The 13,873-nt window shown below is 67.4% G+C and carries 10 protein-coding genes; 3 read left to right on the top strand and 7 right to left on the bottom strand.

What is annotated here, in order from left to right; genetic code table 11:
• Positions 1 to 75 precede the first annotated feature (75 nt).
• Together ACYQ2W_RS08440 and ACYQ2W_RS08435 are read right to left on the bottom strand one after the other, a co-directional pair.
• Positions 76 to 636 carry a DUF2796 domain-containing protein gene (locus ACYQ2W_RS08440; RefSeq protein WP_459865233.1) on the bottom strand — a complete coding sequence of 187 codons (561 nt, stop codon included), beginning with the start codon at positions 634 to 636 and terminating at the stop codon, positions 76 to 78.
• Positions 637 to 698: 62 nt separating this feature from the next.
• On the bottom strand, positions 699 to 1,139 hold the full coding sequence (locus tag ACYQ2W_RS08435) for a hypothetical protein (RefSeq protein WP_459865231.1): 441 nt from the start codon (positions 1,137 to 1,139) through the stop codon (positions 699 to 701).
• Here ACYQ2W_RS08435 and ACYQ2W_RS08430 point away from each other — a divergent pair, their 5' ends adjacent.
• Positions 1,140 to 3,506 (top strand): MASE3 domain-containing protein, encoded by a 2,367-nt coding sequence (locus ACYQ2W_RS08430; RefSeq protein ID WP_459865229.1) that lies wholly within the window; start codon positions 1,140 to 1,142, stop codon positions 3,504 to 3,506.
• A gap of 303 nt (positions 3,507 to 3,809) precedes the next feature.
• Here the strand turns inward: ACYQ2W_RS08430 and ACYQ2W_RS08425 are convergent, their stop codons facing one another.
• The gene (locus tag ACYQ2W_RS08425) at positions 3,810 to 4,178 is read right to left on the bottom strand and encodes a hypothetical protein (protein ID WP_459865227.1); all 369 of its coding nucleotides are present in this window, start codon (positions 4,176 to 4,178) and stop codon (positions 3,810 to 3,812) included.
• 476 nt (positions 4,179 to 4,654) lie between these two features.
• Here ACYQ2W_RS08425 and ACYQ2W_RS08420 point away from each other — a divergent pair, with 476 nt between their 5' ends.
• The gene (locus tag ACYQ2W_RS08420; RefSeq protein WP_459865225.1) at positions 4,655 to 6,637 is read left to right on the top strand and encodes a sensor domain-containing diguanylate cyclase; all 1,983 of its coding nucleotides are present in this window, start codon (positions 4,655 to 4,657) and stop codon (positions 6,635 to 6,637) included.
• A 50-nt stretch (positions 6,638 to 6,687) separates the two neighbouring features.
• The gene (lysA, locus tag ACYQ2W_RS08415) at positions 6,688 to 7,944 is read left to right on the top strand and encodes a diaminopimelate decarboxylase (protein WP_459865223.1); all 1,257 of its coding nucleotides are present in this window, start codon (positions 6,688 to 6,690) and stop codon (positions 7,942 to 7,944) included.
• 14 nt (positions 7,945 to 7,958) lie between these two features.
• On the opposite strand, the gene ACYQ2W_RS08410 is transcribed toward lysA, so the two are convergent.
• The 4 genes from ACYQ2W_RS08410 to ACYQ2W_RS08395 all read right to left on the bottom strand — a co-directional run bounded on the left by ACYQ2W_RS08410 (position 7,959) and on the right by ACYQ2W_RS08395 (position 13,748).
• Positions 7,959 to 9,632 carry a hypothetical protein gene (locus tag ACYQ2W_RS08410; protein ID WP_459865220.1) on the bottom strand — a complete coding sequence of 558 codons (1,674 nt, stop codon included), beginning with the start codon at positions 9,630 to 9,632 and terminating at the stop codon, positions 7,959 to 7,961.
• 276 nt (positions 9,633 to 9,908) lie between these two features.
• Complete coding sequence (locus ACYQ2W_RS08405; protein ID WP_459865217.1) at positions 9,909 to 11,915, bottom strand: alkaline phosphatase PhoX; 2,007 nt, start codon at positions 11,913 to 11,915, stop codon at positions 9,909 to 9,911.
• 178 nt (positions 11,916 to 12,093) lie between these two features.
• Entirely contained in the window at positions 12,094 to 12,726 is a 633-nt protein-coding gene (locus ACYQ2W_RS08400; RefSeq protein WP_459865215.1) for a hypothetical protein, read from the bottom strand.
• Positions 12,723 to 13,748, bottom strand: coding sequence for an ion transporter (locus ACYQ2W_RS08395; RefSeq protein ID WP_459865212.1), 1,026 nt, complete (start codon positions 13,746 to 13,748; stop codon positions 12,723 to 12,725). The genes ACYQ2W_RS08400 and ACYQ2W_RS08395 overlap by 4 nt, the downstream gene beginning before the upstream one ends.
• Positions 13,749 to 13,873: the final 125 nt, after the last annotated feature.

Here is a 13,873-nt window from a genome sequence, read left to right as displayed (position 1 = left end):
GTCGGCGCGGTAGCGCCGACCTACGGGGCGGGAGACGACGCAGGGACGCCGTCACCCGCCCAAGCTCCACTCGCCTCAGAGATCGAGCCGGTGGTGCTCGGCGGTGAGTTCGCCGCCCCGTTGCCCGTGCGGGCCGATCAGCTGCACCTCCAGCCGCTTGGTGGCGGGGAAGCGCTCGAACAGCCCCACGTCGAGCGCATCGAGGGCCTCCGGGCGGTCGCAGAGGAAGCGGTAGCTGCCGTTGATGTCGGCGTGGTGGTGCTCCTCCTCGCCCTCGTGGGGCTCCCCTGCGTCACCGTCATGGTCCACCGCCTCCTCGCCCACCTGCGCCGCCTCCAGCCGGCAGCCCGCCGCGGCCGGCAGAAGGAACAGCGCGCCGCCATCGCGCAGCGCGGCCAGCGTGGCGTCGAACCGCGCCTGTTCGGCGGCGTCCCGCGGCGGGTGCTCGAACCCCACCAGGTTGGCGGCGGGGCTGTCCAGCTCGATCGCCAGGGTGGCGCCGTCGAGGGCTACGTCGAGGTGACCGACGCCGTGGACGTGGGGGCCCAGCTGACGGTGCTCTTCGGCCGGGGTGAGGGGGGCGGTCAGGGCCAGCGCGAGCCCTGCGGACGCAACCAGTCGTCGATGGTCATGCATCGTTGCAATCTCCGGAAATGAGGGAATGGGCCCCCGCCAAGGGCGGGAGGCCACGATAGGTCTCAGCTGCGGAGGAGGACGGGCGGGGCGCGGGAACGGTAGGGTGCGGCGGGGGCCGCGCGCAGCGCTGGCACCAGCGCCGAGGAGGGCGCGGGCGGCTGATAGCGGACGGGGAGGAGCTGCGGCAGGCAAGCGGGCAGGCCGTGGCCCTGGGCCGACAGCGCCAGGCAGAGTTCGCAGACGTGACCGTCGGCGTGGGCCTTCAGGTCCAGCTCGTGCAACGCCGCCAGCGCCTGCGCCAACAGCAGCAGGACGGCGAGGAGCAGCGGTTTGAGCCGGTCGGCGGTCATGACACCATTCTCTTGCGCCGGCCCGCCGCGCACAAGGGGCGCGAGGCGCAGGGCGGGATCGCCCCCATTTTCCAGGCGGTCTACGCAACCCGCCGCTTCCGAACGCCCGACCGCGGCTCCCCTTCCACTGCCGCTCGTCACTATAATCGCCACATGAGCGCCCCCCTCGTCAGGAAACGTTGGCTCCCGCTGCTGTGGCTACTGCCGCTGGCTGGGGGACTGGTCTGGTTGAGCCACCACAACTACCTGCTCTACCACTCCCTGGTGGAGCTGTTCAGCCTGGTGATCGCCTTCGGTGCCTTCGCCCTGGCTTGGCACACCCGGCGCCTCACCGAGAACGGCTACCTGCTGTTCGTCGGCATCGCGCTGCTCTTCGTGGCGGCGGTCGACGGCGTCCACACCCTCGCCTACCAGGGGATGGGGATCTTCCCCGAGGACGATGCCAATCTCCCCACCCAGCTGTGGGTGGCCGGACGCTACCTGCAGGCCGCCGCCCTGCTCCTCGGGCTGCGCTACCTGCGGCGGCTGCCCGACCCGACGACGGTGCTCGGCGGCTTCGCGGCGCTCACCGTGGTGCTGCTCGGCGCGATCTTCGGCGGCCTCTTCCCCGCCTGCTTCGTCACCGGCGAGGGGCTCACCCCGTTCAAGCTGGGGAGCGAATACGCGGTGGTGGCGGTGGTCGGCCTCGCCCTGCTGCGCCTGCGCGCCGCCCGCGCCGAGCTGCCCACGGAGATCGTCGGCTACCTGCAGGCATCGATGGCGCTGACCATGGCTCAGGAGCTGGCCTTCACCCTCTATACCGACGTCTATGGCCTGAGCAACATGGTCGGCCACCTGTTCAAGGCCGGCGCCTACTACTGCATCTACCGCGGCATCGTCGTCGCCGGCCTGACCACCCCCTACGACCTGCTCTTCTACCGGCTGAAGCAGGGCCGCGACCAGCTGGCCGCCACCAACCGGGAGCTGGAGCGGGCCAAGGCGGCGAGCGAGGGACGCCTCGCGCTGCTCCTCGACACCATGGCCGAAGGGGTCTACGCGGTCGACCGGGAGGGGCGTTGCGTGGTCGCCAACCCCGCCTGCGCCCGCCTGCTCGGCTACCCCGGCCCGGAAGCGCTGCTCGGCCGCGAGATGCACCCGCTGATCCACGGCCATCACCCCGACGGCCAGCCGCTGCCGGTCACCGAATGCCCGATCCACCTGGCCGTGGTCCGCGGCGAGAAGAGCGCCGGAGAAGAGTGGTTCCGGCGCGCCGACGGCCGCTTCCTGCCGGTGGAGTACCATGCGGTCCCGGTGAAGACCGAGCAGGAAGGGGTCACCGGCGCGGTGGTCAGCTTCTGGGACATCAGCGAGCGCAAGGAGGCCGAGGCCCAGCTGCACCGCGCCAAGGAGGCCGCCGAGGCGGGCAGCCGCGCCAAGAGCCAGTTCCTTGCCGTGATGAGCCACGAGATCCGCACCCCGATGAACGCCGTGGTGGGCATGGCCGAACTGCTCGCCGAGACCGAACTGGACGGCGAGCAGCAGAGCTATCTGGAGACCCAGCGGCGCGCCGCCAACACCCTGCTGGCGCTGATCGACGACATCCTCGACCTGACCCGGGTGGAGTCGGGCAAGGTGCGGCTCCACCCCGAGACGTTCGCCCTCGCCGAACTGTTCGACGAACTCACCCACTGGGTCCGTCCGCTGATCGAGAAGAAGGCCCTGGCCTTCCGCGTCGAGATCGACCCGGCGCTGCCGCCACGACTCTACGGCGACGTCTCCCGGCTGCGCCAGATCCTCTTCAACCTCGCCGCCAACGCCGCCAAGTTCACCCCCGCAGGACGAATCACGGTGACCGCGCAGGCCGCCGGCGCAGGCTGCATCCGCTTCGCGGTCAACGACACCGGCATCGGCATCCCGGCGGAGCGCCAGCAGGAGATCTTCGAGCCCTTCACCCAGGTGGACTCCACTCTCACCCGCAAATACGGCGGCACCGGCCTCGGCCTCTCCATCAGCCGCCAGCTCACCGAGGCCCTCGGCGGCGATATCACGCTCGCCAGCGACCCCGACCGGGGCAGCACCTTCACCTTCACCATTCCGCTGGACGCGGACCGGCAGCCCGCCGCCCCGCCATCACCGCCCCCCGCGGAGCCCGGCGGCGGCCGCGCCCTGAAGATCCTGCTCGCCGAGGACTCCGCCGACAACGCCGCCCTGGTCCGCGCCTATCTGAAGAAGAGTCCCCACCAGCTGGCGGTGGCGGAGAACGGCCGCGAGGCGGTGGAGATGTTCAAGGCGGCGCGCTACGACCTGGTGCTGATGGACATCCAGATGCCGCTCCTCGACGGCTACGGCGCCACCCGCGAGATCCGCGCCCACGAGCAGGCGCGCGGAACCCCGCCCATACCGGTGATCGCGCTCACCGCCCACGCCATGGACGGCGACGCCGACAAGAGCCTCGCCGCCGGCTGCGACGCCCACCTCACCAAGCCGATCAAGAAATCGGTGCTGCTGCAGGCGCTGCAACACCACGCCCTACCGCAGTAGAATCGACGCTTCGCCAAACCCAACTGCGGGCCACCATCATCAACCGGGCCATGGCACAGGCTGAGCAGTTGCTGGAGATCCTGGAAACCGTCGACGGCTATATCGAAAACAAATTGGCCTAAGGGCCCGCGAAAGAATAACTTCCTGTTTTGGGGCGTTGAGACGCCCGCCCGGCAAGGCGCGCAAAGGGGCGCATACTTGCCGTATGCAACCCTTTGCGCAACGCCGCCGGACGGAGCGGATCGGCGTTCCAAAACAGGAAGTTATTCTTTCGCGGGCCCTAAACGCCCCCGCGCGCGCCCATCAACCTTCCTCCTCATCCCGACGCTCCTCGACCCGGTCCACCCGACGCCCGAGCCGAAACGAATCGACGATCCCGATCACCCAGAACGCGAGGAGCGCCCACGAGGCGAAATCGGTCCACCGCCCGTCGCCATGGGAACGCTGTTCCACCATTCCGGCAATGGAAGCGGTATCGAGGGGAACGCTGCCCCCTTCGAGTTCCCCGACGATATCCATCGCCGTATCGACCGCCGCCGAGACGATGAAATAGAGCGCCACGGAGGTCACGAGCAGCAGCAGCCCCCCCGCCACATAGCGCTTCAGATAGAGGTGCCCGAGCCCCGGAAACACCAGGGCCGAGAGGAGGACGGCGGTTGTCGATTTCTTCATGGGCGACGCTCCGTTGCAGCTTTCGTCAAGATTGCGGGAGGCCGGGAACACCGCCTGCAATCGCCGGATGCAGACTAGGCGCGAAGTCGTGTGCAGACAAGCCCTGCCTCTTACCCACAAATCGGCCATTAGCGCCTTGGCCTGGCACTTCCGGGGGGCGCTGATGGCCGATTTGTGGGTAAGAGGCAGGGCAAAGCCGATCGTCGGAGGATTCCGCCCGACAGTCTGTTGGCGGTGCCCGACAAATTGACCGTTTGCCAATCCCTTACAATGTTTAGATCAGGAGCTTCTCAGCGGGATGCCAGCCGTTCGGCGCTTCGGCCTCCACCCCGGACCCGCCCTCGCCAAGGAATCCAGGAACCGTGTAGCGTCGTACCCCGAGTCGGCGGTAGAGTCGGCGTATTCGTTGTCCCGGGCTCCCGACGGAGGTTGACGTGACCGCAGCGACTTCAGCGCCTGACGTGCCGGTTCCACCGGTGCTCCCCATCGACCTGGGAGAGCTGGCGGCGCTGATCGATCCCGATGTCGCCGACCTGCCCACCATCCCGGCGGTGGCCCTCAAGCTGCTGCAACTGACCAGCAACGAGCGCACCGACGCCGCCGACCTGGCGCGGGTGATCGAGGCGGACGCCGCGCTCGCCGCCAAGATCCTGCGCATCGTCCACTCCCCCCTCTATCGGCTGCGCCGCCGCATCACCTCGGTGACCCACGCGGTCTCCGTCCTCGGCTTCCAGCGGATCCGCGAGATCGCCCTCGGAGTGGCGCTGTTCGAACAGTTGAGCCAGACGCCGCGCGGGCCCGCGTTCGACCCGATGGGCTTCTGGCGCCACTGCCTGTCGGTCGCCAGCCTGTGCAAGGGGCTGGCCGAGCAGACCGGCTACGACGACCTGGACACCGCCTACGTGGCGGGCCTGCTCCACGACATCGGCAAGATCATCATCGAGACCCGCGGGGCGATCGCCTACGGCGTGCTGCTCGACGACGCCCACCGCGGCAGCGGCCCGCTGATGGAGGAGGAGCGCAAGCTGTTCGGCATCGGGCACGACGACATTGGCGCCTGGTTCTGCGCCCAATGGGGGTTGCCGTCACCGCTGGTCAACGCGATCCAGCTGCACCACCGGCCCTTGGACCACCCGGAAATCGGCGACCGGGACGCCCACCTCGCCGCGCTGGTCTCCTTCGCCGACTTCATTGCCTGGACCCAGGGGATCGGCTCGGCCGACCTCCACCTCCACCCGGTGATGCCCCCCGACGTGGAGCGGCTGGTCGACCCGCGGCGCATCGACCTGCCGGCGCTGCTGCACCGGATGGACGAGGAGGTGGCGGGGATCGGCCGCTACTTCAACGTCGCCTTCCCCAGCGCGGACCAGTTGCGGGCGAATCTGCTGCAGGCGTCCATCGAGCTGGGGCGCATCAACGCCTCGTTCCACTTCGCCCTCGGCGGGAGGCCCGCCGTCGGGCGTGGGGGAATCCCCTCGAGCTTGACGGTGCCCCACCACAGCCTCGATCCCGAGGAGATCATCCCGCGCACCCTCCAGGCGATTCACGAGGACTTCGCCTGTGGGCGGATCATGATGTATCGCATCGATCTGGACAGCCGCAGCCTGGTGTTCGAACACCTCTTCCCCGACTCGGCGGAGCGCGAGCGCTACCGCGACGACCCCATCCCGATCATCGGCCAGTCCGGCGCCTTCCTGGAGTGCCTGCGCACGCGCGTGCCGCAGCGGGTCGGCGGTGCAACACCGGTGGAGCAGCAGGCGCTGGCGCGGCTCAACGCCCGCGAACTCGCGGTGCTCCCGATCGTCGGGGGCAACCGGGTGGTGGGGATGCTGCTGATCGACGACCCGCTCGCCCACGAGCCGGTGTCGGCGGGGGTGCTGGCGGCGGTGGCGACCGTCGCCAACGAGCTGGGGGCGGCGCTGGAGAACGCCCGCCTCTACAGCGACACCCGGCGCGACGCGACCCACGACGGCCTGACCGGGCTGCTCAATCGCCGTGCGCTCGCCGAGCGGCTGGCGGCGGCCATCCGGCGCAGCCGGCGAAGCGGCAGCCCGATGGTGGTGGGGATGGCCGACATCGACCACTTCAAGTCGTTCAACGACACCTTCGGCCACCCGGTGGGCGACCGCGTGTTGAAGATCGTCGCCGACATCCTGCGCGCCTCCGGCCGTCCGCGCGACGTGGTGGGGCGTTACGGCGGCGAGGAGTTCATCTTCATCATGGAGGAGGCCAACCTCGACGGGGGGCGGGTGATGGCGGAGCGTTTCCGGCGCGCGGTCGAGGCGCGCGGGCGGCTGATGCTGGAGCGGTTTCCCGGCCATCCGCTCACCGTGACCGTCGGCCTGGCGGAGTGGCCGGGTGCCTTCGACAGCGCCGAGGCGCTGGTGGCGGCGGCCGACGCCGCGCTCTACCGCGGCAAAGGGGCGGGACGGAACCGGGTGGAGTGGAGTGGTCGGTGACCGAGCCAAGCGGGAGGCGACTTTGCTACAATGGAAGATTACTTTTTTGCGTGACGGCCACCATGGTAACGAAAGCCCTCCCCCTCAGCGCAGAGCAGCTTGACGCGGTGCTGCAACAGCACGATACGCCGTTTTATCTCTATTTCGAGGATCAGATCAGGGCCAATGCGCGCGCTCTGAAAAAGGCCTTTTCGTGGGCCCCCGGGTTCAAGCAGTACTTCGCCGTCAAGGCGACGCCGACGCCCGTCATCGTCGACATCCTTCGTCAGGAGGGGTTGGGCGTCGATTGCAGCTCGCTGTCCGAGTTGGTGTTGGCGGAGAGGCTCGGTATTCGCGGTGAAAACATCATGTTTTCGTCCAATTTCACGCCGCAGGAAGAGTACCGAAAGGCGGCGCAGCTCGGCGCCATCATCAATCTGGATGACGCGGCTCATATCGGGTTCGTCAGCGAGTCGATCGGTCTGCCCGATACCTTGTCGATCCGCTACAACCCCGGTTCATTGAAGGCCGGAAACCAGATCATCGGCCGGCCGGAGGATTCGAAGTTCGGATCGACCCGCGAGCAGATCATGGAGGCCATGCGTTTTCTGACGGCAAAGGGCGTCAAGCGGCTGGGTCTGCATACCATGGTCGCCTCCAATGAACTCGATGAAAACTATTTCGCCGATACGGCGGAGATCATGTTCGAATTTGCCCTTGAATTGGCAAGGAAACATGGCGTGACCATCGATTTCATCAATTTGGGTGGTGGGATCGGCGTGGCCTATCGTCCGGAGGAGACGGCCCCTTCATTTGCGGTGATCGGGGAAAAGATACGACAGAAGTACACCGACATCATTACTGGCAACGGCCTGCCCGACATCCGTCTGTTTCTTGAGATGGGCCGGTCGGTAACGGCCTCCGCCGGCTACCTGATTTCCCGGGTGGAGCACGTCAAGAAGACCTTTAAGACCTACGTCGGCATCGATGCGAACATGGCCAATCTGATGCGGCCGGGCATGTATGGCGCCTACCATCACATCGAGGTGGTGGGAAAGGAAGGCGAAGCAAAGGATGTGAAGTGTGATGTCGTCGGCTCCCTTTGCGAAAACAACGACAAGTTCGCGATCGACCGAATGCTGCCTCCGACCGAGCGGGGGGATGTCGTGGTGATCTTCGATGTGGGCGCCCACGGCCACTCCATGGGCTTCAACTACAACGGAAAGCTGCGCTCGGCAGAGCTGCTTTACACCGCGGAGGGCGCTGTGCGGGTCATCCGCCGTGCGGAGGCGGTCGACGACTATCTCAAGACGGCGGTTTTTCCTTGAGGAGTCGAATCGCCTCAGCGCATCGTCGCTTCGCTGATCCCGCTCGCCTGCCCCTGGGTGACCTCCTCGTGCACGTTGCTCACCGTCCCCACCGTGGCGTCGCGGCCGAGCACGAAGTCCTGGTCCTCGACGATCACCCGGTAGGCCTTGTCGAGCTGTAGCGCGCGCTCGCGGGAGGGTACCAGCAGCAGCGAGATGTCCCCGTGCAGCGCGTCGAGGGCGCTCTCGTTGGCGGTGCCGTCGGCATTGAAGAAGCGCGCGATCACCTCCTGGTTGGCGCGGAACTCGTCGCCGGCGCCGTTGGTGGTCAGGTAGCGGGAGTACTCATAGGAGCCGTCGGCGCGGCGCGGCTCGGGAATGCCGGTGATACCCTTCTGGCTCCAGTGGTACCAGCCGCTGCGCCAGGCGTCGCGATCGGCGAACTTGCGCGGGAAGGAGAAGACGGTGTCGGTGGTGGCGGAGAGGCCGCCGTGGCAGCCCATGCAGAAGAAGGTCTCCTCCTGGCTCTGCGGGCGCAGCTCGCCGGCGGCGTCTTCGATGAAGCCCTGGTAGAGCCACCCCTGGGTGCCCATGCCGCGTTCGAAATCGCCGATCAACGCCTTGGTGGCGTCGGCGTCGAGGCGCCGCTCGGTCGCCTCCAGGGTGGCGACGCCCCACAGCTCCGAGTAGTTGCGCCAGGCGCGCTTGCGGGCGTAGCGCAGCTCCTTCATGCGCGGGCTCAGGGCGATGCCGCCGCCGTCGGTGGGGTCGAGGTAGCGCACGCTGTGGAGGAATTCGGTCCCCTCCGGGAAGAGGCCGCCGGCCAGGTGCAGCTCGCCGCTCTGCTGCAGCTCCCGCGCCTTGCCGACATAGGACATGGTGCGGCCGGCGCGGGGGTCCCAGTCGAAGGTGATTCTCTGCGCCACACCGAGGTTGCCGTCGCCGTCCAGGTCGACGCCGAAGGCGGTCTCGTCCACCGCTTCGGTCGGCACCGACGCCTGTTTTACCACCGCCTCGACGATCGCCAGATTGACCCGGTAGGTGGCGAGGTCCGGGGTGCCGTCGGCGCGCGTCCAGAAGGGTTGGGCGAGGCGGATCAGCACGTCGTCGGTGGAGCCGTTGGTGGGCCAGAAGGTGCCGAGGAAGGGGTAGTAGGCGAACGCCCGCCAGCCGGTGTAGCTGCCGTCGGGGGCGTGGTCGAAGCCCAGTTCGTCGAAGTCGAACCAGGCGTCGGGGATGTAGCCGTCCCAGCGGCCGTCGCCGTCCAGGTCCCACCCCGCCGGCAGGTGGCGCAGCTTCTCGGCGAGGATCAGCGTGCCGTCGGCGGTGCGGTAGTTGTCGCGGCGCACGTAGTCGAGGATCTGCCCGTCGTCGATGGCGGCGATGCGCGCGGTGCGGTCTTCGAACAGGTTGGTGTAGGGGTTGCGGGTCGCCGCATGGGGGAAGGCGTACTCCAGCTGGAGGCCGCGGCCGTCGATGTAGTTGGGCGTGGTGCCCTGGGCGTGGCAGCTGTAGCAGGGGTTGTGGACGCCGCCCCGGCCATCCTCGGTCTTGGTGTAGCACTGGGCGGTGATGTAGGGGGTGGGGTTGCTCAGGGTGAGGTCCTTGAGGTCCACCGTGGCCGCCGGGGTGTTGGTGCTCGCGAGTAGTGCAGCGCCGAGCGCGGTCGCGTAGAGGAGGAACCGATTGGGGGTAGAGGGCTTAAGCATGGCTGCCTCCGTAGGCGCAGTAGTGAAAATTCAGTAGAGATGAACCGCGGTCGTAGGGTGGATAAGGGATAGCGCATCCACCGCAACGAAACGGTCCCAATCGAGTAGCTGCTGCCCCGCCGTTGTGGATGCGCTATCGCTTATCCACCCCATGGGGCTCATTTTCAGGGGTTCGTTGGAACGAAAACCCCACGGTCGTCCGTGACCGTGGGGTGCTTCCTTGCGGTGTCCCGCCGCGGATCGGGAGACCCGGGCGCGGAGGGACGTTCCATTTTCTTATTGGGCGGCAACCCCGATGTAACCCACCGCGGTGTGCGCACCGTCGCCCGGGTGCTGGGCCACCACGGAGATGTAGGGCCAGCCGTTGACGTTGAGGTGCCAGTAGACCGAGGTGGACTCGGCGCCTTCCGGCATGGTGGCGACGCGGGTGAGGATGTTGCGCTGGGTGTCGAAGGACCAGACGGTGTTGTTGTCGTGGACGCCGTCGTCGCCGATCAGCAGCTCGCCGGTGTTGGGGTCCATCGAGACGTTGTCGGGGTTGGCCACGCTCCCGGTGTCGCAGGTGTCCTTGCGGTTCGGGTTGCCGGTGTCGCGGCCGGCGATCATGCCGTACATGTTGACCACCACGTACTCGCTGGCGATGGTGTTGCCGGCGGTGTCGACGATCCCGCTCATGTGGGTCCCGTCCACCACGTCGAGGCCGTAGACGCCGCCGCAGAAGTTGGGGTCGGTGAGCTGCACGTGGTTGTGGCCGCCGATGTCGTAGCGGTTGTCGCCCTTCTCGAAGGAGTAGCCGTTCATCATGCCGCGGGAGATCTCGCTCATCGACACGTAGAGGCGACGGTCGGCCGGGTCGAAGCTGATCCCTTCCTCCTTGCGGAACTCGGTGGTGGCGCCCAGGTAGCCGGCGTAGAGACGGGTCTCCAGGCGCGAGGCGAGGGTTGCGATGTCGGTGTCGCCGGTGCCGTCGCCGTCGGTGTCGAACTGGCCGCTCTGCAGCTTCACGCAGACCAGACGGGGATCGTAGGCGTTGACCGGGGTGTAGTCGCTGCTCGGGCAGGTGCCGTCGCTGTTGGGGGTCTCCTTGAGGAACAGGTCACCGAAGGTGATGCCCTCGTCGGTGGGGGAGCTCTCGACCAGGGCGGCGTGGATCGAGGCGCTGTCGGAGTGGCCCAGGTTGATCCAGCTGATGGTCGCCTCGCCCATGCCGCGGCCGGAGGTCTGGTTCCAGCGGGCGGCGTAGAGGGTGCCGGCGTCGAGGTTGCCGGCGGTGTCGGCGATGAACATGAAGAAGCCGGTGTTGGCGCCGTCATCCGACATGTAGACGGTCTTGCTGTCGGGCATCACATAGGAAAGCTCGTGGGAGAAGCGGCCCATGGCGTAGTGCTTGGTCACCGTGGTCTCGCCGTTGGCGCCGGTGATGGCGATCTCCGGCACCCAGCCGTAGTAGTAGCCGAAGGTGTCGGCGCCGACGCCGGTCTCGGTGTCGCTACGCTCGCCGACGGCGTTGCTCAGGCCGTTGTAGTCGGCGATGCCGAGCATGTGCTCGTCGTGCCAGCTCTCGTCGCCGAACCAGGCGATGCTGGACTGACGGGCCCACGCCGGGGCGGTGTCGTAGGCGGTGGCGGTGGGGTCGAAGCTGACCATCGGCGGCTCGTACTCCTCGGAACCGAGGTGGGTGCCCCAGGGGGTGACCATGCCGGCGCAGTTGACGTACATGCCGAAGACGCCGGAGGTGTCCACCGGGCGGGTGGCGACCGCGGTGAGGCGGCCGGTGGCGGACTGCTGGAGCTTGGTGACGTAGGCGCCGCCGATGGTGGACTCCAGTTGGGTGATGGCGAAGACCTCGGTGGTGTCACCGTCCTGGTAGGTGAGCAGCGAGGTGTAGTCGGGGCCGCTCTCCTGGTCGGAGACGCGGACGGAGCCGTCGCCCATGGAGAAGTTGTTGCCGTCCTTGTCGACCCAGGCGCCCCAGGTGACGGTGCCGGTGCCGCCGAGCAGCGGCAGCTCGTCGCCGGAGCGGTAGAGCACCTGGTACTCCAGCGGGACCTCGACGCCGTTGACCATCGCCGAAGGGGTGGTGCGCACGGTGGAGCGCTCCTCGGCGGTGGCGGGCACGGAGAGGTTGGTGAACTGGAAATTGTCGGGGGTCTGTACCCCCAGGCCGGGGATCGAGGCCTTGGTCGCCGTGTCGGCTTCGGTGCCGGCGCAGGCGGCGCCGGCGAAGGCCAGGGCCAGGGCGAGCGCCAGCGGCTTCTTGGTGAAGGTGGTCATCGAGTGCATCGGTACAGTTCCTCGTCGGTGGCTGCGAGGTCCCCGATGCCGGCGGACGAGGAGAGCGTTTGCTGCTCGACGGGCCGACAGCGCGGAACCTTACGTGGCAAAGAGGAACGCAGTGTCGACGTGCTTGATGTCGGGAGTAGGACGATTTGGTTATGGATTGATTAACGAATTGTGACAGCTAGGCGGGCGCCCTCTCCGGTACGATGCTGAAACAGATGGTGTAGCGCAGCCGTCCCTCCCGCGGTGGAAGGCAGCGATGGGCCAGGGTGATCGGGTCGAAGAGGACCGCATCGCCCGCCTTCAGGTCGTAGGCGAGGACCTCGGTGCTCAGGCCCAGCTGTTCGAGGGCTTCGGTCACGTCCTGTTTGCGCTCGTCCAGGGCCATCGGCAGTTGGCCGGCCTGGCGCAGTCTCTTGGTGCGCTCCACATCCACCATCACGGTATTGCCGCCATGTTCGGCGACCGGATTGAGGTAGACGAAGAGCTTGTGGGTGTTTCTCGTCCCGGTATCGAGGTGCCAGTAGGTGTTGAGGAGGTTGGTCGATGCGCGGGAGTCGACCGCCTCGAAGAGCGGCCAACGCGGTTTGACGGGGCCTTGAAAATAGGCATCCAGCAGCGTGTTGAGCTCGCCGGTGAAGAGGCGCTCTTCGCACTCGCGGAGGAGTTCCGCGGTAACCCTCTCCGTCTCCCCGTCGGCGCGGGCGTGCTCGTAGCGGGCGATCATCCCGGCGCACAGGGGGGCGGGCAGCACGTTGTGGAGGTGCAGCGAGAGGTGGCGTTGCAGGTGGTCGACGTCTTGTTCGATGTTCATGGTGAGGGGCCTGTCGGGTGGCCGCCGAGCGGCGACGGCGGAGGATTGGAAGCGGCGCGGTTGGGCTGATGGAGCGACTCGCCGCAATGGGGACAGTGGCGGTGGTGGACGAGGTGCAGGTTCTTGCGCGCGATCTTGTCCAGCAGGCGCCGGGCGTCCGCCTCGTCCAGGCCCAGCTCGGTGCGCAGGTACTCCAGCTCCCAGCGCTCCTCCTGGGAGATGTGGCCGTCCTCGAGCACCTCGTGGACGCGCTTGGCGTACTCGTCGCGGCGTCGGCGCATCTGCTCGGCGAAGCCGGAGGCGAGGATGCCGGAGGGGAGCGCGACCATGCCGACGCCGATGACGGTGATCATCCCGCCGAAGAACTTGCCCAGCGGGGTGATCGGGGTGACGTCGCCGTAGCCGACCGTGGTCAGGGTGGCCATCGCCCACCACATCGCCTCGGGGATGCTGCCGAAGGCCTCCGGCTGGACCTTGTGCTCGATCATGTAGATGCCGCTCGCCGCCAGGATGAGCATGACGAAGAGCATGAAGAAGGAGGCCCCGAAGGCGCGCCGCTCCTCGCTGAGAACGTCGAGCAGGACGTTCATCGCCGGCGAGTAGCGGGTGAGCTTGAGTACCCGCAGTAGCCGGATCACGCGCAGGAAGCGCAGGTCCACCGCGGTGAAGATGCCGAGCAGGAAGGGCAGGATCGCCAGCAGGTCGATGATCGCGGTGGCGGTCAGCATGTATCGCAGACGACCCGACAGCGGATTGCGGTCGAAGGCGTTGGGCCGATCGATGCTGCTCCAGACCCGGAACAGGTATTCAACCGAGAAGACCAGGACCGAGAAGAATTCGAAGCCGAAGAATTCGCTTTCGTAGGTGGCGTAGACCGAGGGCACCGACTCGATGATGATGGCCCCTACGTTGAGCATGATCATGCCGATCAGAAAGAGGTCGACCGCACGGCCGGTGGGGTCCCCGCGGTGGCTCACCTCGAGGATCTCGGCGACCCGCTTGCGGATTTCCAGATAGGTCATGTCGCTCCTCTCCGGGTTGGAAGGCGACAGGGTATCGCGAGGTCAAGGCAAAGTCTTTCCCTCGCTACGGAAGCTGGCGGGAAATACTCGATAGAGGGGATCATCGGGGCGGGAAGGGCGCAGCG

The sequence above is a fragment of the Endothiovibrio diazotrophicus genome (assembly GCF_054657215.1).
Note: the sequence above shows the minus strand (reverse complement) of the source record. Positions and strands in the feature narration are given on the sequence as shown.

What these genes read in the sequence shown, in the direction of transcription:
- ACYQ2W_RS08440 (WP_459865233.1), bottom strand. Translation starts at nt 636, where the DNA reads ATGCATGACCATCGACGACTGGTTGCGTCCGCAGGGCTCGCGCTGGCC.
- ACYQ2W_RS08430 (WP_459865229.1), top strand. Translation starts at nt 1,140, where the DNA reads ATGAGCGCCCCCCTCGTCAGGAAACGTTGGCTCCCGCTGCTGTGGCTA.
- ACYQ2W_RS08425 (WP_459865227.1), bottom strand. Translation starts at nt 4,178, where the DNA reads ATGAAGAAATCGACAACCGCCGTCCTCCTCTCGGCCCTGGTGTTTCCG.
- ACYQ2W_RS08410 (WP_459865220.1), bottom strand. Translation starts at nt 9,632, where the DNA reads ATGCTTAAGCCCTCTACCCCCAATCGGTTCCTCCTCTACGCGACCGCG.
- ACYQ2W_RS08405 (WP_459865217.1), bottom strand. Translation starts at nt 11,915, where the DNA reads ATGCACTCGATGACCACCTTCACCAAGAAGCCGCTGGCGCTCGCCCTG.
- ACYQ2W_RS08400 (WP_459865215.1), bottom strand. Translation starts at nt 12,726, where the DNA reads ATGAACATCGAACAAGACGTCGACCACCTGCAACGCCACCTCTCGCTG.
- ACYQ2W_RS08395 (WP_459865212.1), bottom strand. Translation starts at nt 13,748, where the DNA reads ATGACCTATCTGGAAATCCGCAAGCGGGTCGCCGAGATCCTCGAGGTG.